Source organism: Flavobacterium esculini (genome assembly GCF_048284325.1).
GTDB lineage: Bacteria > Bacteroidota > Bacteroidia > Flavobacteriales > Flavobacteriaceae > Flavobacterium.
The window spans coordinates 90,086-112,156 of sequence record NZ_JBLVPI010000006.1 but is presented as its reverse complement, the minus strand read 5'-3'; the positions used below and the strand labels follow the sequence as shown (position 1 = coordinate 112,156).

The window sequence follows — 22,071 nt, the reverse complement described above, 5'->3', positions numbered from 1 at the left end:
ATGATTCTAACAAATTGGATTAAAGGCTTTGTATTTATTTTACTATTAACTTATGGTAATACTGCTGTTAGCCAAAAATCAACATCCAACAAAAAAAATAACAACCCTGCTCTAAAAGGATTGTATGCTGATCCCGATATTATATTCGCCAAAAAAACTGGGAAGTTTTATATCTACCCTACCAGTGATGGATTTGAAAATTGGTCAGGCACCTATTTTAAAACCTTTTCTTCGACAGATCTAGTCAACTGGAAAGAGGAAGGCGTAATCCTGGATCTGCCTAAAGATGTGAGCTGGGCAAAGAAAAACGCATGGGCCCCATGCATTACAGAAAAGAAAATAGGAAATAAATACAACTATTTTTTCTATTTCTGTGCTGCGCAAAAGATTGGTGTCGCTGTGTCAGACAATCCTACGGGACCCTTTGTTGATTCAGGAAAACCTTTAATCGATAAATATCCTGAAGGCATTACAAAAGGGCAACAAATTGATCCGGACGTATTCACAGATCCCCAAACAGGGAAAAACTATTTGTACTGGGGAAATTCTTATATGGCTTGCGCCGAACTTAATGATGACATGGTTTCCATCAAACAAGAAACCATCAAAGTAATCACTCCTGACAAGACCTTCCGTGAAGGCGCTACCGTTTTTTTTAGAAAAGGCAACTATTATTTCCTTTGGTCAGAAGATGATACCCGAAGCGAAAACTATAAAGTGCGTTACGGAACTTCGGATTCTCCAATGGGGAAAATAAATATACCACAAAATAATCTTGTCATTGCAAAAAACAAAGAAGCTGGCATATATGCAACAGGTCATAATTCAGTGATTCAAATTCCGGGTAAAGACGAATGGTATCTTGTTTACCATCGCTTCAATTATCCAAATGGAATCGCCATGGGCAGATCGGCAGGATATAATAGAGAAGTATGTATCGACAAACTGGAATTCAATACTGATGGCAGTATAAAACAAACAATTCCAACCCATCAGGGAATTAAAAAAGTCAAATTCAAAAAATAGTACAATGAAAAATAGCTGCCAATTTCAAAAACAAAAAAAGCACTTTCTAGGATTACTGTTTATGTGTTTTTCGGCATTTTCGACTTTCGCTAACAATCCAAATGAGGCCTATATATTCTCCTATACTTCCGGAAAAAGTTTCGACGGACTCCATTTTGCTTGGAGTATCGATCAAATCAATTGGCATCCCATAGGGCCGGAATACCATTATATCCATTCCGATTATGGAAGATGGGGATCGGAAAAAAGAATGGTTTCGCCAATACTATTTCTGGGTGCCGATGGACTGTGGCATTGCATTTGGAGCTTGAACGAAAAGGACGGAACTTTTGCCCACGCTTCGTCACAAGACCTTCTCTATTGGGGTCGTCAGTCTTACCCTGTTGTTATGATCAATAAAAACTGTTTGACTCCAGAAGTGACTTACAAGAAAGAAAAAGGGGAATACACGATTTCATGGTTGAGTAAAGATCAAACCGAAACCAAAGCTTGGTGTACCACAACCAAGGATTTCAAAAAATACTCGGAAACCAAAAATATCCCAGTAACAGAATACAAAAACTCACGAAGCACTATCCTTATCGCTGGAAAACAAGAAACTGGGTCCATCAATAAAGTGGCTTGGAGTATTGTTGATGGCTTGATTAAAACCCAACAATTATCAGCTTATAAAACCCAACTTTGGGCGGAAACCACCAAAACCGACACCGAACGTTTTGCCGACTTGAAGCCTGTGGAAGCGAAGTTCACTTTGGACGTTACAAAATCTAAAAAAATCAGCAATACGCTCTTGGGCATCTTTTTTGAAGACATCAATTACGCTGCCGATGGTGGTCTATACGCTGAACTGGTTCAAAACAGGGATTTTGAATATACTATAAGCGATACAAAAGGCCGGGATGTCACCTGGAACAGTACCAAAGCTTGGAGTCTAAAAGGCGAAACCGCCAGTTATACTATTGATTCGATAAACCCAATCCATCCAAACAACAAACATTATGCAAAACTTGCAATTAAAAAAACAGGAGCGGCATTGGTCAATGAAGGTTTTGACGGTATTGCAGTAAAAGCGGGCGAAAAATACGATTTTTCAATATTTGCCCGTGCTACTCATGGTAAAGCAGGCAAACTTCTTATTCGCTTGGTGGGTAAAAATGGAGAAATCTATGGAGAAACTACAACCCAATCGATTACTACCAATTGGAAAAAATACAATGCAGCCCTTACAGTAAAAACAACTATGGCCGATGCCAGTCTGGAAATCATTCCACAAATGACAGGAACTTTGGACTTAGACCTGATTTCGCTTTTCCCTCAGAAAACGTTTAAAGGACATAAAAATGGATTGCGTGCCGACTTGGCCCAAACATTGGCGGACTTAAAACCAAAATTCATTCGTTTTCCAGGAGGTTGTGTTTCCCATGGTGACGGAATAGCAAACATTTATAATTGGAAAAACACCATTGGCCCACTCGAAGTACGAAAACCCATGCGCAATCTTTGGGGCTATCATCAAACGGTTGGTTTAGGTTATTTCGAATATTTCCAATTTTGCGAAGATGCTGGAGCTGAACCATTACCGGTCATAGCGGCTGGTGTTCCTTGCCAAAACTCGTCAACAGGAGGTGCTGGACAACAAGGCGGAGTTCCAATGTGTGATATGGAAAATTACGTGCAAGACATTTTGGATTTAGTAGAATATGCCAATGGTGATGCAACTACCAAATGGGGGAAAAAACGTGCCGAAGCCGGACATCCGAAGCCTTTTAATCTGAAATATGTTGGCATTGGCAACGAAGATCTTATCACCGATATTTTTGAAGAACGTTTTACGATGATCTTCAAAGCAATGAAGGAAAAGCACCCTGAAATAACGGTCATTGGAACCGCAGGCCCATCATTTGAAGGCACTGATTATCAAGAAGGCTGGGATATCGCTTCAAAATTGGGTGTACCAATGGTTGATGAACACTACTATCAATCTCCGGGCTGGTTCATCTATAATCAGGATTATTATGACCAATATGATCGTTCCAAACCCAAAGTATATCTTGGCGAATATGCTGCCCACTTGCCTGGGAAACCCAATAATATTGAAACAGCCTTGGCGGAAGCCTTGTATTTAACTTCTTTGGAACGCAATGGTGATGTAGTCAGCATGACTTCTTATGCGCCATTATTGGCCAAAGACAAACATACGCAATGGAATCCCAACCTGATCTATTTCAGCAATACGGAAGTGAGACCAACGGTTGGTTATGAGGTACAGAAGCTCTATGGTCAAAACGCCGGTGACTACTATATCCCTAGTGAGATTAGCCTTTCCAACAACCAGGAAAATGTAAAAACCCGTATTGTCATATCTGTTGTTAAGGACACTAAAAGTAACGACATAATCGTAAAACTGGTCAACCTCCTACCTGTTGCCGTTACTGCATACGTTGACTTGAAAAATGGTAATCTAGGAAGCAATGAGGCTATAAAAACCGTATTGAAAGGTGATCCAAGCGACAAAAAAGCGAAACCGATAGTTTCCACTTCTCCTGTTTCAGAGTTAATGAATGCTGAATTACCGGCATACTCGTTCACCGTATATCGCATTAAAACTATTGGCTTAAATAAATAAAATTCAAAAAAGATGATACCAAATAGTATTAAAAAATCATTTTGGCTCGGACTTGTACTGGTTTCAACAGCTGCTGTTTACGGACAGTCGTCCCAACTTCAAAGTTTTCCGTTATCCTCGGTTCGTTTACTGGAGGGTCCTTTTAAAGCGGCTCAAGAAACCGACATGAAATATATTTTGGCCCTTGATGCTGATCGACTATTAGTTCCTTATTTGAGAGAAGCAGGAATAGAATCTAAATCAAAAAGTTATGCCAATTGGGAAAATACCGGTCTTGATGGTCATATTGGCGGGCACTATCTTTCGGCTTTGTCAGAGATGTATGCCGCAACCGGAAATAAGCAAATAAAGGAAAGACTTGACTATATACTTAACGAACTCGAAAAATGTCAGCAGAAAAACGGCAATGGATACATTGGAGGTGTTCCCGGAAGCAAAGCCTTGTGGGAGGAGATTGCCAAAGGAAAAATTGACGCTGGAAGCTTTTCATTGAATAATAAATGGGTGCCTTGGTACAACATCCATAAAGTATATGCCGGATTGGTAGATGCTTACACTTTGACTGGAAATGAAAAAGCCAAAAAAATGCTAATCCAACTTTCCGACTGGTGTTTGAATCTTACCGAAACCCTTTCCGATGATCAGATCCAACAGATGTTGCGCAGTGAGCATGGCGGCATGAATGAGGTTTTTGCCGATGTTGCAGCGATAACGGGCGATAAAAAATATTTGGTTTTGGCTCGAAAATTCTCTCACAAAGCAATTCTTGACCCACTTTTGAAAGATACCGATGCCCTTAACGGAATTCATGCCAATACCCAGATTCCTAAAGTAATAGGTTTTATGCGTGTTGCCGAAGTTTCTAGAGATAAAGAATGGGCAAATGCAGCTAAATTTTTCTGGAATACGGTGGTAAACAACAGAACGATTTCTATTGGAGGAAATAGCGTGAGAGAACATTTTAATTCCGCCACCGATTTTTCATCTATGTTGGAATCGCGAGAAGGCCCTGAAACGTGTAACAGTTACAACATGCTTAAATTAAGTAAGCATTTATTTCTTGCAGACCCTTCTTCAAAATATATAGATTATTACGAACGGACGACCTACAACCACATCTTGTCATCCCAGCATCCTGATGGTGGATTCGTTTATTTTACTCCTATCCGACCGCGTCATTACAGAGTTTATTCAGAATCCCAACAATCTTTCTGGTGCTGCGTAGGTTCTGGTTTGGAAAACCACGGGAAATATGGAGAACTCATTTATGCGCACGACAAACAAAATCTCTATGTTAACCTCTTTATTCCTTCGACGCTGAATTGGAAAGAGAAAGGAATTACGCTTACGCAAAATACAAAGTTTCCGTTTGAAGAACAAACTTCCATCAGGCTAACGTTGAAAAAGCCACAGCAGTTTGCCATTAAGTTCCGTTATCCTTCGTGGGTTGAAGACGGCAAAATGAAAATTACGGTCAACAACACAGCAATTAGCTTAACTAAAGACGTGAATTCCTATGTATCCATAGAACGAAAATGGAAAACAGGAGACGTAATTGCAGTGGTGCTTCCAATGCAAAATAAAACAGAACAACTTCCGGATAAATCAGCTTGGGTTTCTTTTGTACACGGACCCATTGTACTTGCTGCAGTAACAGACACAACAGACCTTGTTGGACTAAGAGCCGATGACAGCCGTATGGGACATATTGCCAACGGACCAATTTACCCAATAGAAGATGCGCCTTTGCTTGTTTCAAACAACACTGATTTAGCCACTTCCTTGAAGGCCGTAGCCAATAAACCGTTTACTTTCAGCGCTTCGGATCTTATTTATCAGGAGAAATACAAGAACCTGCAACTCGTTCCGTTCTTCCAGATTCACGATGCCAGATACATGCTCTATTGGCCTTATACGACCAAAGAAAAGTTGCCAGAAATACAAAAAGCAATGAAAGAACGTGAGGAAGCGCAAATGAAATTGGAAGCACTTACCGTTGATGTGGTTTCCGCAGGCGAACAACAACCGGAATCAGACCATAACTTCAAAGGAGATAAAACAGATACCGGAATTTTTAAAGAACGTCATTACCGAAATGGACAAGGTTTCTTTAGCTATGATTTAAAAAATAATAATTTAGAAGCCCGTAAATTGCGCGTCACCTATTTTGGTGCCGACAAGAATAGAATTTTCGACATTTATATTAATGATGTTTTATTAGCCTCGATGAATATGGATGGGACTGAAGGAAATCAATTTATAGACAAGATAATCGAACTTCCAGAAGCAATTCTGAATGCGAAACCAAAAATTTTGCAAGTACAATTTAAGGCAAAACCCAATTCGACTATAACAGGAATTTATGAAGTTCGGGTATTAAAATAAAACAATAGCCCAACTCTATAAGAAAGTTTTAATCCCATTCTTTTAATATAATTTAAATTGATACCAAATGATTAAAGAAAACAAAATAATCGTAAAAAATAAAGTGGCAGTCCTTGCCTTTATTGTCGCATTTCTATTTGTCAGTTTAAGACCCGTTTTTTCGCAAACAACAGAGAAACCCGTCGAAGTAAAAATAATGCTGGACAAACCAGTCGGTGACATGTATCCAATGTGGGCATGGTTCGGGTACGATGAACCTAATTATACCTACATGAAAGATGGCAAGAAGCTACTGACCGAACTGGCAGCACTTTCGCCTACGCCGGTATATGTTCGGGCGCACAGTTTGTTGGTAAGCGGGGATGGCGTTGCCGCTCTTAAATGGGGTAGCACGAATGCTTACACGGAAGATGCCAAGGGCAACCCAATATATAACTGGCGTATTATCGACAGCATTTTTGACACCTATATCAAGCGCGGCATGAAACCACTTGCTCAGATTGGATTTATGCCGCAAGCACTGAGTATACATCCGGAACCCTATAAACATTCCTGGAAACCAGGCGACCCTTACAGCGATATTCTGACGGGTTGGGCTTATCCGCCAAAAGACTACAATAAATGGGGGGAGCTGGTGTACCAATGGGTAAAACATAGTGTGGAACGTTATGGCAAAAAAGAGGTAGAAAGTTGGTATTGGGAAGTGTGGAACGAGCCTAACGGTTATTGGAAAGGCACTATGGACGAATACTTTAAACTCTACGATTATTCAGCTGATGCCGTAAAAAGAGCACTTCCAACAGCTAAGATCGGTGGTCTTAATATCGCTGGTACAAAGAGTGAAAACTCCCAAAAATGGACGAACGCTTTTTTGCAGCATTGCATTAGTGGCACTAATTACGTAACAGGTAAAAAAGGTGCGCCACTGGATGCTTTTCTTTTTCATGCAAAAGGAAATCCGAAATTAATAGATGGCGTGGTACGTATGGATATGTCGCCGCAATTAAAGGATATTTCTACCGGGTTCAAGATTGCCTCTTCTTATCCGGAAGTTAAGAATCTACCCATCATCATTGGGGAAAGTGACCCCGAAGGATGTGCCGCTTGTGGCATGGCTACTAACCCCCAAAATGCCTACCGCAACGGCACTATGTACAGTAGTTATACTGCTGCATCGTTTGCCAGAAAATACCTGTTGGCCGATAAATATGATGTCAATTTTTTGGGTGCTGTTTCTTGGTCTTTTGAATTCGAAAACCAACCTTGGTTCTATGGTTTCCGTGATTTAGCTACAAATGGGGTAGACAAGCCGGTACTGAATGTGTTCCGTATGTTCGGTAAAATGAGCGGTAAACGAGTAACGGTAGAAAGCAATAGGATGACGCCATTAGAAGCCATTGTAGAGAGCAGCGTACGTGGCGAGCAGACAGAAATAGGTGCACTTGCCAGTGTTGATAGAAAAACAGCCGGCATCATGTTGTGGAACTACCACGACCTGGACCAATTGGGAGCTGCAGAACCAGTTCGGGTAAGCATCAGCGGTGTTAATGCCAGAAAAGTAACACTCACCCACTACACCATCGATAGCCAACACAGTAATTCATACGAAGTTTGGAAAAAAATGGGCTCACCGCAAAATCCTACGACTGCGCAAATAGCAACACTCGAAAAAGCCGGTCAATTGGAAACCGTTGGAAATCCACAAAAAATAGACGTGAAAGCAGGCACTCTGGTGGTTGACATCGTTTTGCCCAGACAAGCTGTATCGCTTTTGAAACTAGACTGGTAAGCTATCCAGATGTCATTAGCGTCGTTTGAACTGCAATTCATGATCACCTATCGGTCTTGTTTGATTATTTATTTACAATGCCCCTTATTATCTGGGGTATTGTAATTTTTAAAGATCCTACCCCAACAACTATTACCGCTAAAAATCACATTACTTAAGCACTGATCTAAGTTCCTGACGGTATTCTGAAGCACTTTTACCTGTAAACTCTTTGAACGATTTATTGAAATAACTGAAATTATTGAATCCACTCTCATAGCATATTTCAGTAATACTTATCGGTTTTTCGGCTAATAACTTAGACGCATGAACCAAACGGTAATCATTTACAAACTTCGTAAATGTTTTATTGGCTATTTTTTTAAAATACCGACAAAAAGAAGGCACAGTCATACTTACCAATACAGCCACTTCTTCGAGAGCAATATGCTCCTGAAAATTATCTTTTACATAATTAAAAACAACATTGATACGGTCATTATCTTGCATCTGCATTTCCATAGAGAAGCCTTTTGCATTTAAAACAATACTTTCTTTGGATTGTTCGAGTTCATTTAAAATTGACAACATACTTAATAACCGCTCTAATTGAGACTGTTCCTCCATTGCTTCAATTTTAGTACCAATTGCTTTCTTAGTTTCTCCCAAAAATGAAATCCCTGATTTGGCTTGGTTAAATAAGTTTCTAATATTTTTCATTTCGGAAATATCAAAAAAGTCATTTCCAAGAAAGTCAGGCTTCATTTGTATAACCGTTTCCTTTTTATTCCCCGTTTCTTCATTCGTAAATCCGCAATGCGGTAAATTGCTTCCGATTAATATCAAATCCCCGTCATTATAATAGGAGATATGACTTCCTACTTGTCGCTTTCCAGATCCTCCATTAATATAGACCAATTCGATTTCAGGATGATAATGCCAGTGATTCGCATTATTGTTAGCATTTTCTTCATAATTAGAGAAAAAAAACGAACTTCCAAAAGAAGGTGTAATGATTTCCAAGTTGGGCAGTATAGGTCTCATGTTCCATGAATTTTAGAATTAATGTAAAAATACCTAAAATGCGAATACTATAGCTTTTTTTAACCTTTATCGATTTCGTAAAAGATAAAATAGCACATATATTAGAAAATCTTGTACTATTCTTAATGAATCTGTTAGAATAATTTAGCATCAGATAAATAATCAATTATAAATCTAAAACATTTACTATTATGAAAAAGATTGTAAAATTTAGTTTAATGCTAGCCGTAGCAGCATTAACTACCGTAGAAGCACATGCAGGGAACGCTGATTTCTCATTGGATTTAAAAAAAGAAGAAGGAAAAACTGTAAGTTTTACTTTAAGAGAGACCAAGAAAATCGACTTATCGATTTATGACACAAGTGACAATTTAATTTATCAAGAGAATGTTACTTCTGACGATAATATTAACAGAACATATGATTTGACGGCTTTCCCTGACGGAGTATATTACCTACAAGCAGAAAGCGACCTTAAAATCTCAAAGTATAAAATTGAGGTTGTGGGTAAAGTAGCCAAATTATCTGCTGATGCCATTTCTGAAGTTTACAAACCCATTTTGGTAAACAAAAACGGAATAGTAAAACTTAATCTACTAAACTTAGACAAAACTCCTGTTTCTGTTAAAATTTATAGCTCAAATGATACCGAGTTGTATAATGAAACCTTGCCTGCTGAATTGAATGTGGGTAAAATATTTGACGTAAGTAAGATGCCAGGAGACAGATATACGTTTGTTATAACGTCTAACGGAAAAACTTTTGTCGAAACAGTTGATGCCAAATGATGATTAAATAAATGTCTAATTGAGGAGGCTGTCTTTTGGGATAGCCTTTTTTTTGTTTTAAAACTAACGAAGCTAAAAACACTCATTAAGGTAATGTGACAACTATTAGAAATAAAAAGAGTATCTAGTTTTAGTCATTACCATTGAAGTCACAACTAATTTTTACCTGTTCTATTCTGAAAAAGGTAATAAAAAAATTCCAACAAAGGAATTGCAATAAAAAAAACACTGAATCACCGCTTCTGGATAAATTATTATCACTTCATTTCTAAAACTTTAAAATATTGATTTTCAAATATTTAAAATTAAAAAACAAAGCATTAACCTAAAACACGTAATCAAGATTATAATTTCTGGCACGCTACTTGGATATACCTAATCAAATAAGTAAAAAAGCGTAAGCCGAAAAGCTCATGAGTAGGCAAAACCCAAATTATATTGATTATGAAAAAAATTACCCTTTTAGTAGCTAGTATCTTCCTTATTGGAGGTGGTGTAGCGAATGCAACAGAAAAAACTAATTTTTCAATTGAGAGAAGATTACCTGTTGATTTTAGAAATGCGGAACCAATTGTGTTCACCGAAAGAGGAATCGAGTTTTTTGTGTTTCCTGACGGACAATTTGATTTTAATACACGCCCATCAAATGGTAACGATATGTACTACAAATCAAGAAGAACAAGTGCAGTAAATAAAACGTATGGTACGCCCACAAATTTTAGAAACCAAAATTACGGTGTAAAAGTGGAACATGATTATTCTGGTAAAGTAAGACGTATTGGAAATGTATTTATCAACTATGATTCAAATGATAGAATTAAACGAGTTGGTTCCGTATACATGACTTACAACCGTTATGCCTTAGAACAAGTAGGTGGATTACAAATTATCTACAACCGTCGTGGTCAAATTGTTGATATTGTTGGAAGTGTAAATGGACGTAGAGCGAATGAATACAGCCAAAACAACTATGACAATAATGATCGTGATTATAGAAATAATCAAAATAACGATTATAATAACAATCGTGATTATGGAAACAATCAAAATTCAAATGATCAGGATCAATACTATTATAAAAATGATGGTACAAAAAACCAAAAAGACACTAAAGTAACAGGAAGTTTAGATATTAGAGTAGATAAAAGATAATTAGTTTGTTAAAAATGGTTAGTTAAAAAAGTCCCGTTGGTATTCGTATCAAAGGGACTTTTGTTTGAAAACTATTCTCCGTTTTAGTCACAACCATCGATGTCGCAACTGTTCTCGGCTGTTGTATTCAACAAAGTAACTTTAGATTCAAATTTACCTTCTTCCCATACTTTATCTAATGTTTGTAAAAAAGCGGCTGCGGGTTGCGCACCGGAAATTGCATATTTATTTTCGAAAACAAAAAAGGGAACCCCTTGCACGCCTATTGAATTTGCCGCTGCAATATCTTCCTTTACTTCATTTGCAAAAGCATCAGAATGTAACACTTGTTTAATTTCTTCTGCTTCTAGTCCAACTTCAAGCCCTAATTCGGCTAATGTATTTAAATCATTGACGTTCTTGCCTTCGGTCAAATACGCTTTGAACAACAGTTCTTCTAAATCATTTGCCAGATTGTACTTTTTAGCCAAATGCAACAGACGATGTGCATTCAATGAATTTGCCAGAACTGCTTTTTCAAAATGAAAATCCAATCCTGCCGTCTTTGCATTTTGAGTCATGTTATCGAGCATGTTTTGTGCCCAATCGGTATCTTTCCTGTATTTTTCTGCCAAATGTTCCACCATAGTATCGTCAGGTGAAGCAATAAAACCAGAGTCTAACTGAAAGCTTTTCCATTCAATGGCAACAGCTTCTTTATGATCGAAAAGCTGTAACGCTTCTTCAATCCTTCTTTTTCCTATATAACAAAACGGACACATGATATCCGACCAGATTTGTATTTTTAATTTATTTTCCATCTTCCTTTAATTGAAATTCAAAATTGATTCTATAGCACAAAATTAATCAATTCGTTTTAGAGCTTTTTGAGTTTTGGAGTTTTATTATAAATACCCGAATAGTAAATATTTATTACAATCAAGGAAACAGGACATCCATGAAACCCAAAAAACCATCAAAATTGCTCTTGATGGTTTTTGTATATTTTTAAACTTCCTTTTATCCCAATAAATCCAAAACAAAAGATGGAAACAAACCTAAGGCAATATTCAAGACAATCGCTATAACGGCAACTGCATAAATAATAACCGGCGTTCCTTTTCTTTCTTCGTTTGGTTCTTTGGTATACATCGCCAAAATCAATTTGAAGTAGTACCCAACGCTTATAATAGAATTGACAACTGCCACGATTACTAAAGCCAAATAACCCGCTTGAATCGTTTGATTGAACAAAACCAATTTGGCAAAGAAACCAGCAAAAATAGGAATACCTGCCATAGAAAGTAAAGCGGCAGTAAGAATCGCTGCTAACAGCGGATTCGTTTTTCCCAGACCATGAAAATTCACAACATCTTCGTTATCTCTATTTTTACAAACGTATAAAATTACACTAAAAGCTGCGATTCCAGATAAAGAATAGGCTGATGCATAATACAACAAACTACCCGCTGAAGAGGACAAACTCAACAACGTCATCAACATAAAACCAGCATGGGAAACCCCTGAAAAAGCCAACATACGTTTGACGTTTGTTTGTCTTAAGGCCATGATATTACCAACAGTCATGGAAGCCATAGAAATAACAACTACAATAGTTTTGAATGCCTCTGAAATATCAGCATTCATAACATACAGTAATTTATACAAAGTAGCCATAGCAACTACTTTTGCCAAAGTGCTCATCAAAGCTGTCGTCAACGCAGGAGAACCTTCGTAAACATCCGGTGCCCAAAAATGAAAAGGAACTGCTGCAACTTTAAATAACATTCCAATCGTTAACAACACAATCCCAATTGGAAACCAAATTGGCAATTCAGCCGATTGTGATAATTCTATGATTTCAGTAACGTCAAAACTTCCCATCGCTCCGTAAATTAAACAGATACCAAAAAGAATGATTCCCGAAGCAAAGGACCCCATTAAGAAATACTTCATTCCCGCTTCGTTACTTTTTAAATTCATACGGTCACTTGCCGCAAGAATATAAAGTGATATGGATAATACTTCAATCCCCAAAAAGAACATCGCTAAGTTCCCAAAAGAAACCATCGCCACAGCTCCCGACAGTAAAAACACCTTTATGGCAATGAAATCAGAAATTTTAGATTTATGATTTGCGTAAAAATTATGTCCTAAAGCCACTAAGAAAATAGTAAGCACAATAAACAAAGAAGAAAACACTGTTGAAAATTTACTAACAATAATCATATTATTATAGTAACTCTGTGTGGAATTAAATTCAGATATGGTTAAACCAAGAACCGCCAATAATCCAATAATCGTTATTGGAACAATTGCTTTCCTTAAATTAAAAATTTCAAATAAAAGGCATAAAACACCTAATCCTATTATAGCTATTAATGTATTCATTTTTTATTTGACTTAGTTAATTCGGTTTATTTGAGTTAAAATTTCTTCAAGACTTGGTGTGATCAAATCAATTATTGGTTTTGGATACATTCCAAAAAAGAATAGGACAGCAATTACAATTACCAAAGTTATTCCTTCATTGATTGTTACATCAGCAAAAAGTTTTGAATTGGTTTCGCCTAACATAGCGTGTTGAAACATTTTCAACATATAATACGCTCCTAAAATTATCGTTAATCCTCCTAAAATAGCAAACCAAATATTTATTTGTGAAAGACTGTATAAAACGGTAAATTCTCCAACAAAGTTAAAAGTAGTTGGCAATGCTACAGAAGCCAAAACCAAAATCAAAAACATCGAGGTGAATTTTGGTGTTTGCGCACGAATGCCTCCCATTTCACCAATTGCTCTTGTCTGATATCTCCTTAAAATAATCTCCGCCACAAAAAACAATCCAACAACCACAAAACCGTGTGCAATCATTTGCAAAACTGCTCCACGCAATCCGTCTAATGTCAACGTATAAGTTCCAGCAGCTATTAATCCTACGTGTGCCAAAGAAGAATATGCTAATAATTTCTTCAAGTCTTTTTGTCTCAAGGCTACAATTGAACCATAAATTACACCTGCAATTCCAAGTCCAATAAAGAGGAACATGTATTCTTTAGCAGCAAGTGGCGCTAGTGGTAATTGCCAACGAATAACGCTATACAATCCCATTTTTAGCATAATCCCTGACAAAAGCATCGTTCCAACAGTTGGTGCTTTTTGGTACACATTAGCCTGCCAAGTGTGGAAAGGAATCAATGGAATCTTAATCGCATACGCCAAGAAGAAAGCCAAGAATATCCATAATTGTTCGGTTGCTGATAAATTCAATTTATATAAATCTTCCAATAAAAGACTACCTGCTTTTTGATACATATAAACAAAAGCAACAAGCATAAATAATGAGCCTGCAAGCGTATAGATAAAGAATTTAACTGCCGCTTTTTTGCGTTCTTCTGTGTCTCCATTACCCCATATTAATGCGATGAAGTAAATAGGAATCAATGATAACTCCCAGAATATATAATATAAAAGACCGTCTGATGCTAAGAATGTTCCCGCCATTGCAAATGACATAAACAAGATTAACGCATAAAATGATTTTGAATTTTTATAGTCGTTTCCAAAAGAAGAGAAAATAATAATTGGAGTCAAAACCGTAGTCAATAAAAGCATTGCCAAGGAAAGTCCGTCTGCTTTTAAAGCAAAAGAAATAGTAGGTTTTGTAATCCACTGTTTGATGAAACTGATATTTTCACCTAAATTATAGTGATTTAATAATACAATAGAACAGCCTGCAGCAGCCAATCCAAAGAACAAAGCCACTTTTGAAGCTAGTTTATCGCCTGCAAGAAAAGTTGCAAACGCACCAACTAAAAGTATAATTAATATTAGAGATACATTCATAGTATAAGATTATTGAGCTAAAAATAAATAAGAAACAATGGCACAAAGCCCTAATACGAAAACAAAAAGATAAAGACCAATGCTTCCATTTTGTATTTTCTTTCCTTGATAACTTATTTCGTTGGTAACTTTTCCGAATCCAAAAACCAAAGCTGATAAACCAGTTTCTATAGTATCTCTGAAAAAACGAGACAAGACATTAATTGGTTTAACAAAAATAGCATCATAGCATTCATCAACATAATATTTATTGTAAAGTATTTTAGAAAACCCTGTAATTTCAGCATCTTCTGTAGGAACTGCGTTTTGTTTGACGTATTTGGCGTAAGCCAAACCAATCCCTACCAATCCACCTACGATTGCAATAGCCATCAATAGGTATTCTGTAGTTCCTAAATGGTGCTCCACATTCAATAATTCCGGTAAAATAGGCGTTAAATACCCATTCAACCAACTATTTCCTGGTAAACTGATCAAACCACCTATTGTTGCCAATATCGCTAAAACGATTAAAGGAAAAGTAATCAAAGAAGGACTTTCGTGCAAATGGTGTTTTTGTTTTTCGGTTCCTCTGAATTCTTGGAAAAATGTTAAAAACATCAATCTAAACATATAGAAAGCAGTCATTATTGACGCAACCGAAGCGACAACCCATAACGGAATGTTATGATGGAAAGCCACTAATAAAATTTCGTCTTTAGAGAAAAACCCGGAGAACAATGGAACACCGGAAATCGCTAATGAAGCGATGAACATGGTGATAAAAGTAATTGGCATCGCTTTTTTCAAACCGCCCATTTTGCGCATGTCTTGCTCTCCGTGCAACGCGTGAATTACAGAACCGGAACCCAAGAACAAACAAGCTTTAAAGAAAGCATGTGTGATTACGTGAAAAACAGCCACTTCATAAGCGCCCAATCCCAAAGCCAGGAACATTAATCCCAATTGAGAAACAGTAGAATAAGCCAAGACTTTCTTAATATCATTTTGAACCAATCCAATTGTAGCCGCTACTAAAGCTGTAACTGCTCCAACAATCGCAATAATATCATTTACCAAATGCATACTCGGCAAATCAAGACTGTATAAAAAGTTTAATCTGGTAATCATAAAAATACCTGCAGTAACCATTGTCGCCGCGTGAATCAATGCCGAAACCGGTGTTGGTCCAGCCATCGCATCCGGCAACCAAGTATATAATGGTATTTGTGCTGATTTACCACAAGCTCCAATAAATAGAGCAAAAGCGGCAACTCCAATCCAATAGCTATTTAAATTGGTAGCTGTTGAAATAGCCGTTTTTAATGTAGCAAAATCTAGCGTCGAGAATAAGCTTCCAAGAATGAAAACTCCAACTAACAGACCTAAATCCCCAATTCGGTTCATGATAAAAGCTTTCTTAGCTGCATCATTGAAATCCTGGTTTTTATGCCAAAATCCTATCAGCAAATACGAACAAAGACCTACGCCTTCCCACCCGATGAACATTACTAATAAGTTACTTCCTATTACTAAAGTGATCATGAAAAATATAAACAGATTCAAATACGCAAAGAATTTGTGCATATTTTCATCCTCGTGCATGTAACTGATAGAGTACAAATGAATCAAAGATCCAATTCCGGTGACGAAAAGCAACCATAAAATTGACAATTGGTCTAATTGAAATCCGAAATCAACTTTGAAATTACTGATTTGAATCCAGTCAAAAAGTGAAATATGAATTCCTTCCGGTCGCGCTGAAATTCCACTGAAGAAATAAGCGGTTGCAATAAAAGAAACCACAACAGAACCGGTTCCAAGTATTCCAGACAGACTTTTCCCCAGACTTTTCCCGAAGAAAACATTGATTAAAAATCCTAAAAAAGGAGCAAGAACTAAAACTAAAGCTATATTGGTATTCATTTCCATTTATCCTTTTAAGTTTTTTAAATTATCGATTGTAATTGAGCCTAAATTTCTAAATATTGAAACTAGAATTGCCAATCCTACTGCAACTTCTGCGGCAGCGACAGCCATCGAAAAAAACACAAAAACTTGTCCTTGCGCATCTTGATGATAGGTAGAAAATGCCACGAACAATAAGTTTACTGCATTCAGCATTATCTCAATTGACATGAATACGATAATGGCATTTCGTCGGTATAACACTCCAAATACGCCAATACAAAAAAGTATCACACAAAGGAATATATAGTTTTCTATACCTATTTGATTTAAAATATTGTTCATCTTATTTTTGAAGTTTTTCTTTTTTAGACAATAAAACAGTCCCAATCATCGCAACCAAAAGCAATACAGACGCAAATTCAAAAGGAACCATATATTCATTTAGTAATATTCTCCCTAATACTTTTATCGACTGAAAATCTTCGCCTGTTGAAACATACTCCCCAACAATCGGTTTTGAGTTTATAAAAATCAAGATCAAAACGATGCATATCAAACAAAAAGAAACAATAGCACCTAATCTGGTAATCCTGGGTCTGTGCACTTCTTTTTGCTCATTTAAATTCATCAACATAATAGTGAATAAAAACAAAATCATAATCGCTCCTGAATAAACAATAATGTGAACAATTGCCAAAAACTGCGCATTCAATAACAAATAATGACCTGCAACCGAAAAGAAACAAATCACTAAATAAATAGCACTGTGTATTGGGTTTCTGCTAAAAATTGTCAAAAATGCAGTTGACAAAGTTATCGCTGATAAAACACAAAAAATAATAAGTATCGTAGACATTAGTTAGCGTTTTTAAGTTGAGCGTTTTTCATTGCCATTTCCAGCGGCATGACCAATTTGTCTTTTCCAAAGATAAAATCTTCTCTTTCATAACTGGAAGGAACCAATACTTTTGAAGTCGTCAGGTAAATGGCGTCTTTCGGACAAGCCTCCTCACACAATCCACAAAAAATACAACGCAACATATTGATCTCATATATTGACGCATATTTTTCTTCTCTGTACAAATGTTTTTCATCTGCTCTGCGCTCTTCCGCTTTCATTGTAATCGCTTCCGCAGGACAGGACAGCGCACACAAACCACAAGCGGTACAATTCTCACGGCCTTCCTCGTCGCGTTTCAACATGTGCTGACCGCGATACACGGGGCTCATTTCACGTACTTGCTCCGGATATTGAATCGTTACTTTTCGGGTAAACAAATGCTGAATCGTAATTATCAAACCTTTGACAATTGCAATAAGATACATTCTTTCCCAAAAAGTCATCTCCTTGTTAGAGACCTGCTTTTTTCTTCCCGATAAGGATATATTTTCTATTGACATTTTTTATTTTTATTTGAAGCTTATTCCTGCTATTCGTTTCAATCTTTTATTTTTAAAAGAAAAAATAAAAGGATTTCCACTGCTATCAGGGCTAGGGCTTTTTCGGTACTAATTAAAATCCTAAATAAGTTGCAATTTCACTTCTCAAAATTACAGTTCCGGTAATTATAATATTAATGATAGACAAGGGAATTAATATTCTCCAACCCAAATGCATCAATTGATCGTATCTGAATCTTGGAATAGTCCAACGCACCCACATATAGAAAAAGATGAATCCACACAACTTGATAAACAAAGCACCAAATCCTAAAACATTGGCAATATTCACTCCCCAATTTTCAACAACCCAATTCATCCCGGGATAATTATACCCTCCAAAGAATAAAACCGCTAAAATCGTAGAAGAAATAAACATATTCGCATATTCCGCAAATAAATAAAATCCCATTTTCATCGATGAATATTCCGTGTGGTATCCTCCAATCAATTCACTTTCGCATTCCGCTAAGTCAAAAGGAGTTCTGTTCGTTTCTGCAAAAGCACAAATTAAAAATATAATAAAAGATAACGGTTGGTAAAACACATTCCAATTCATTCCTGCTTGTTGTGCCGAAATCTCTCTTAAACTCAAGGTTCCAGTCATCATCAACAAAGCAATCATCGAAAGTCCCATGGCCACTTCATACGATACCATTTGCGAAGCCGCACGAACGGCACCCATCAAAGAGAACTTATTATTAGATGCCCAACCACCAATCATAATTCCATAAACACCCACTGAAACAACACCAAAAAAGTATAACAATCCAATGTTTAAATCCGTAGCCTGCAATAAAATATCTCTCCCAAACAAATGCAACCGGTCTCCCCAAGGAATTACGGCACTCGTCATTAAAGCGGTACTCATAGCAATTGCCGGACCTACAAAAAACAAAAATCTATTTGGAGTGTTTGGCTCAAATTCTTCTTTCGAAAATAATTTTAAACCATCGGCAAGCGGTTGAAACAATCCAAAAGGACCCGCTCTGTTTGGTCCAACACGATCCTGCAGCCAAGCGGCCACTTTTCGTTCAGCCCAAGTGGAATACATTGCCATCAACATTGTCAAAGCAAAAACTGCAACAATGATGACACTTTTTTCTATGATAATAGTACTATCCATTATTACCCAAGCTTTTTTGATTAATAATGTCTTCTTCAGTCAATGGAATTTCCACCATGCTTATTTTCTTGCGGTCTTCTTCTCTACCTAGAAGGATATGATCTTCAGTAGCGATTTCCACTTTTTGTAATTTTCTGTTGTATTTATTTTGATTGATAACCGAATCTTTTTCGAATGCTCTCGGTCCTTCGATAATCCAATCTTTTATTTCTTTGTGGTCAAAACGGCATCCATTACAAATAAATTCGTCTACTTCATGGTATTCGTCTTTTCTCCCTGTAACACGTTGAATTTCGTCACCAAACATCCAAACCGTAGTTTTCCCGGAACAAGTAGGACAATCCCTGTGCGCATTATAAGGCTTGCTGAACCAAACTCTAGATTTAAATCGAAACGTTTTATCCGTTAAAGCTCCTACTGGACAAACATCAATCATATTTCCGGAGAATTCATTATCAACTGCTTTTGAGATACAAGTCGAAATATTAGAATGATCTCCTCTATCCATTACTCCGTGTACACGATCATCAGTCAATTGATCTGCAACCATTACGCAACGGTAACAAAGAATACAACGGTTCATGTGCAATTGAATATTTGGACCAATGTTTTCTGGCTCAAATGTTCTTTTTTCTTCAATAAAACGAGATTCTGATTTCCCGTGCTCAAAGCTTAAATTTTGCAAATCACATTCTCCTGCTTGATCACAAACTGGACAATCTAACGGGTGGTTAATCAATAAAAACTCGGTTACTGATTTTCTGGCTTCGGTTACTCTTGGTGAAGATTTACTGTTCACTTCCATTCCGTCCATACAACCGGTTACACAAGATGCCATTAATTTAGGCATTGGTCTTGGATCAGCCTCACTTCCTTTGGCAACTTCCACTAAACAACAACGGCATTTTCCTCCGCTCCCTTTTAGTTTAGAATAATAGCACATTGCCGGCGGAACTACTTCTCCACCTATCATACGTGCTGCCTGCAGGATTGTTGTTCCTGGTTCTACTTCTATGCTTTGACCGTCTATGGTTACTTTCATTTTCTGAAATTCTTGACTTTATACGATTACTTTAGAAACTAAATGCTTTACTTTTTCAAAAGGTTCAGCAACAAAATGATCTCTATTTTTTATTTTTTCCGGGAAACGAATATGGTATTCAAACTCATCTCTAAAGTGACGAATTGCTGCTGCCACTGGCCAAGCTGCCGCATCACCTAAAGGACAAATGGTATTTCCTTCAATTTTACTTTGAATGCTCAAAAGCAAATCGATATCTTCTTCACGACCGTGACCATTTTCTATTCTGTGCAATACTTTTTCCATCCAGCCAGTACCTTCACGACAAGGGGAACATTGTCCACAACTTTCATGGTGATAAAAACGGGAGAAATTCCAAGTATTACGAACAATACAAGACGTATCATTGTAAACGATAAATCCACCTGACCCTAACATCGATCCTGTTGCAAATCCACCGTCACTTAACGATTCGTATGACATCAAACGATCTTCGCCAGCGGCTGTTTTATAAATTAAATGGGCTGGTAAAACGGGAACAGAACTTCCTCCCGGTACAAAAGCTTTTAAAGGTCTATCAGAACTCATTCCGCCTAAATATTCATCAGAATTCATGAATTCGTAAACACTTAATCCCAATTCAATTTCGTAAACACCAGGGTTTTTAATATGCCCTGAAGCCGAAATTAATTTGGTTCCTGTAGAACGCCCAATACCAATTTTAGCATATTCCGCACCTGAATTATTAACAATCCAAGGCACAGCAGCAATTGTTTCTACGTTGTTAACAACCGTTGGATTTGCCCAAAGTCCTGAAATAGCAGGAAATGGTGGTTTGATACGAGGATTTCCTCTTTTTCCTTCCAATGATTCAATCAATGCAGTTTCTTCACCACAGATGTAAGCTCCGGCACCACAATGAACATAAAGTTCTAAATCGTATCCTGAACCTAATATATTTTTCCCCAAAAATCCAGCAGCTTTTGCTTCGTTAATGGCTTTTTCCAATATTTTATAAACCCACATGTATTCTCCACGAATGTAGATGTAAGAAAGGTTTGCACCCAAAGCATAACTGGAAGTAATCATTCCTTCAATCAATAAATGAGGAATAAATTCCATCAAATAACGGTCTTTGAAAGTTCCTGGTTCTGATTCATCCGCATTACAAACTAAATGTCTTGGTTTTCCTGATTTTTTATCAATAAAACTCCATTTCATTCCGGCTGGGAATCCTGCTCCACCACGACCACGCAATCCTGAAGTTTTTACTTCTTCGACAACTTCGTCAGGTGTTAATGTTTTTAAGGCTTTTTCTACTGAAGTATACCCCCCATTCTGACGGTATACTTCGTAGGTTTTAATTCCGGGAATATTTATTTTATCTAATAATATTTTTTGTGACATATTATTTATCGTGTAATAGTATTGTATCGTTTTTGCAATCTGCAATTAACTGGTCGATTTTTGCTGCCGTCAAATGCTCTTTATAAAAATCACCTAATTGCATCATTGGTGCGTATCCACAAGCCCCTAAACACTCGACGCCTCTAACTTCGAATAAACCATCTGGAGTAGGCTCACCCACTTTTACACCTAATTTTTCACAAGTGTAATCCATTAAATCCTCGACTCCATTCAAACAACAAGGAGAAGTTTGACAAAATTCGAACATGTATTTTCCAATTGGTCTTTGGTTGTACATCGTATAAAACGAAACTACTTCGTAAACTTCAATTGGTTTTATCAAAAGAATTTCGGCTACTTTATTCATTAATTCAATACTCAACCAATTCTCGTGGGCATCTTGAACTTCATGCAAAACAGGCAATAATGCTGATTTTCTTTTGTCCTCAGGATAATGACTTATTAATTCATTGATGCGAGTCATCAATGCTTCCGTCATATTTATTTCTTGTTTGTGATACGTTCTTTCCATTTTTATTTTTTTTGCCACGAAGGCGCAAAGTCACAAAGTTT

18 protein-coding genes are annotated in these 22,071 nt (G+C 37.0%); 6 read left to right on the top strand and 12 right to left on the bottom strand.

From position 1 onward, the window contains the following. From ACNQGG_RS07250 to ACNQGG_RS07235, 4 genes are all read left to right on the top strand, one after another. The gene (locus tag ACNQGG_RS07250) at positions 1-1,026 is read left to right on the top strand and encodes a family 43 glycosylhydrolase (RefSeq protein WP_417962584.1); all 1,026 of its coding nucleotides are present in this window, start codon (positions 1-3) and stop codon (positions 1,024-1,026) included. Between the two features lie 4 nt (positions 1,027-1,030). Then, complete coding sequence (locus ACNQGG_RS07245) at positions 1,031-3,652, top strand: alpha-L-arabinofuranosidase C-terminal domain-containing protein (RefSeq protein ID WP_417962582.1); 2,622 nt, start codon at positions 1,031-1,033, stop codon at positions 3,650-3,652. 12 nt (positions 3,653-3,664) lie between these two features. After that, positions 3,665-6,037 (top strand): beta-L-arabinofuranosidase domain-containing protein, encoded by a 2,373-nt coding sequence (locus ACNQGG_RS07240; protein WP_417962580.1) that lies wholly within the window; start codon positions 3,665-3,667, stop codon positions 6,035-6,037. A gap of 67 nt (positions 6,038-6,104) precedes the next feature. After that, the gene (locus ACNQGG_RS07235) at positions 6,105-7,826 is read left to right on the top strand and encodes a GH39 family glycosyl hydrolase (RefSeq protein ID WP_417962578.1); all 1,722 of its coding nucleotides are present in this window, start codon (positions 6,105-6,107) and stop codon (positions 7,824-7,826) included. Between the two features lie 150 nt (positions 7,827-7,976). On the opposite strand, the gene ACNQGG_RS07230 is transcribed toward ACNQGG_RS07235, so the two are convergent. Further along, on the bottom strand, positions 7,977-8,849 hold the full coding sequence (locus ACNQGG_RS07230; RefSeq protein ID WP_416856102.1) for an AraC family transcriptional regulator: 873 nt from the start codon (positions 8,847-8,849) through the stop codon (positions 7,977-7,979). A 191-nt stretch (positions 8,850-9,040) separates the two neighbouring features. Between ACNQGG_RS07230 and ACNQGG_RS07225 the strand changes: the two genes are divergently transcribed. Further along, positions 9,041-9,637 (top strand): hypothetical protein, encoded by a 597-nt coding sequence (locus ACNQGG_RS07225; protein ID WP_416856101.1) that lies wholly within the window; start codon positions 9,041-9,043, stop codon positions 9,635-9,637. Positions 9,638-10,081: 444 nt separating this feature from the next. Continuing rightward, complete coding sequence (locus ACNQGG_RS07220; protein ID WP_417962575.1) at positions 10,082-10,789, top strand: hypothetical protein; 708 nt, start codon at positions 10,082-10,084, stop codon at positions 10,787-10,789. 83 nt (positions 10,790-10,872) lie between these two features. Here ACNQGG_RS07220 and ACNQGG_RS07215 read toward each other — a convergent pair whose 3' ends face one another. The 11 genes from ACNQGG_RS07215 to ACNQGG_RS07165 form a co-directional block, all read right to left on the bottom strand. Beyond that, a complete protein-coding gene (locus tag ACNQGG_RS07215; RefSeq protein WP_417962573.1) occupies positions 10,873-11,589 on the bottom strand; it encodes a DsbA family oxidoreductase in 717 nt (238 codons plus the stop codon). 199 nt (positions 11,590-11,788) lie between these two features. After that, on the bottom strand, positions 11,789-13,159 hold the full coding sequence (locus ACNQGG_RS07210) for an NADH-quinone oxidoreductase subunit N (RefSeq protein ID WP_417962571.1): 1,371 nt from the start codon (positions 13,157-13,159) through the stop codon (positions 11,789-11,791). A gap of 12 nt (positions 13,160-13,171) precedes the next feature. Beyond that, complete coding sequence (locus ACNQGG_RS07205; protein ID WP_417962569.1) at positions 13,172-14,614, bottom strand: complex I subunit 4 family protein; 1,443 nt, start codon at positions 14,612-14,614, stop codon at positions 13,172-13,174. A 9-nt stretch (positions 14,615-14,623) separates the two neighbouring features. Beyond that, complete coding sequence (gene nuoL, locus ACNQGG_RS07200; protein ID WP_417962567.1) at positions 14,624-16,519, bottom strand: NADH-quinone oxidoreductase subunit L; 1,896 nt, start codon at positions 16,517-16,519, stop codon at positions 14,624-14,626. Between the two features lie 6 nt (positions 16,520-16,525). Then, complete coding sequence (nuoK, locus tag ACNQGG_RS07195) at positions 16,526-16,846, bottom strand: NADH-quinone oxidoreductase subunit NuoK (RefSeq protein WP_035668725.1); 321 nt, start codon at positions 16,844-16,846, stop codon at positions 16,526-16,528. A gap of 1 nt (position 16,847) precedes the next feature. Continuing rightward, positions 16,848-17,360 carry an NADH-quinone oxidoreductase subunit J family protein gene (locus tag ACNQGG_RS07190; RefSeq protein WP_416856095.1) on the bottom strand — a complete coding sequence of 171 codons (513 nt, stop codon included), beginning with the start codon at positions 17,358-17,360 and terminating at the stop codon, positions 16,848-16,850. Next, positions 17,360-17,905 carry a NuoI/complex I 23 kDa subunit family protein gene (locus ACNQGG_RS07185; RefSeq protein WP_416856094.1) on the bottom strand — a complete coding sequence of 182 codons (546 nt, stop codon included), beginning with the start codon at positions 17,903-17,905 and terminating at the stop codon, positions 17,360-17,362. Before ACNQGG_RS07185 ends, ACNQGG_RS07190 begins: the two co-directional genes overlap by 1 nt. A gap of 112 nt (positions 17,906-18,017) precedes the next feature. Further along, positions 18,018-19,070, bottom strand: coding sequence for an NADH-quinone oxidoreductase subunit NuoH (nuoH, locus tag ACNQGG_RS07180; RefSeq protein WP_417962564.1), 1,053 nt, complete (start codon positions 19,068-19,070; stop codon positions 18,018-18,020). Then, on the bottom strand, positions 19,063-20,112 hold the full coding sequence (locus tag ACNQGG_RS07175) for an NADH-quinone oxidoreductase subunit G (RefSeq protein WP_417962562.1): 1,050 nt from the start codon (positions 20,110-20,112) through the stop codon (positions 19,063-19,065). The genes nuoH and ACNQGG_RS07175 overlap by 8 nt, the downstream gene beginning before the upstream one ends. Before the next feature lie 18 nt (positions 20,113-20,130). Continuing rightward, on the bottom strand, positions 20,131-21,498 hold the full coding sequence (nuoF, locus tag ACNQGG_RS07170; RefSeq protein ID WP_417962560.1) for an NADH-quinone oxidoreductase subunit NuoF: 1,368 nt from the start codon (positions 21,496-21,498) through the stop codon (positions 20,131-20,133). A 1-nt stretch (position 21,499) separates the two neighbouring features. Continuing rightward, positions 21,500-22,030 (bottom strand): complex I 24 kDa subunit family protein, encoded by a 531-nt coding sequence (locus ACNQGG_RS07165; protein ID WP_417962558.1) that lies wholly within the window; start codon positions 22,028-22,030, stop codon positions 21,500-21,502. Positions 22,031-22,071: the final 41 nt, after the last annotated feature.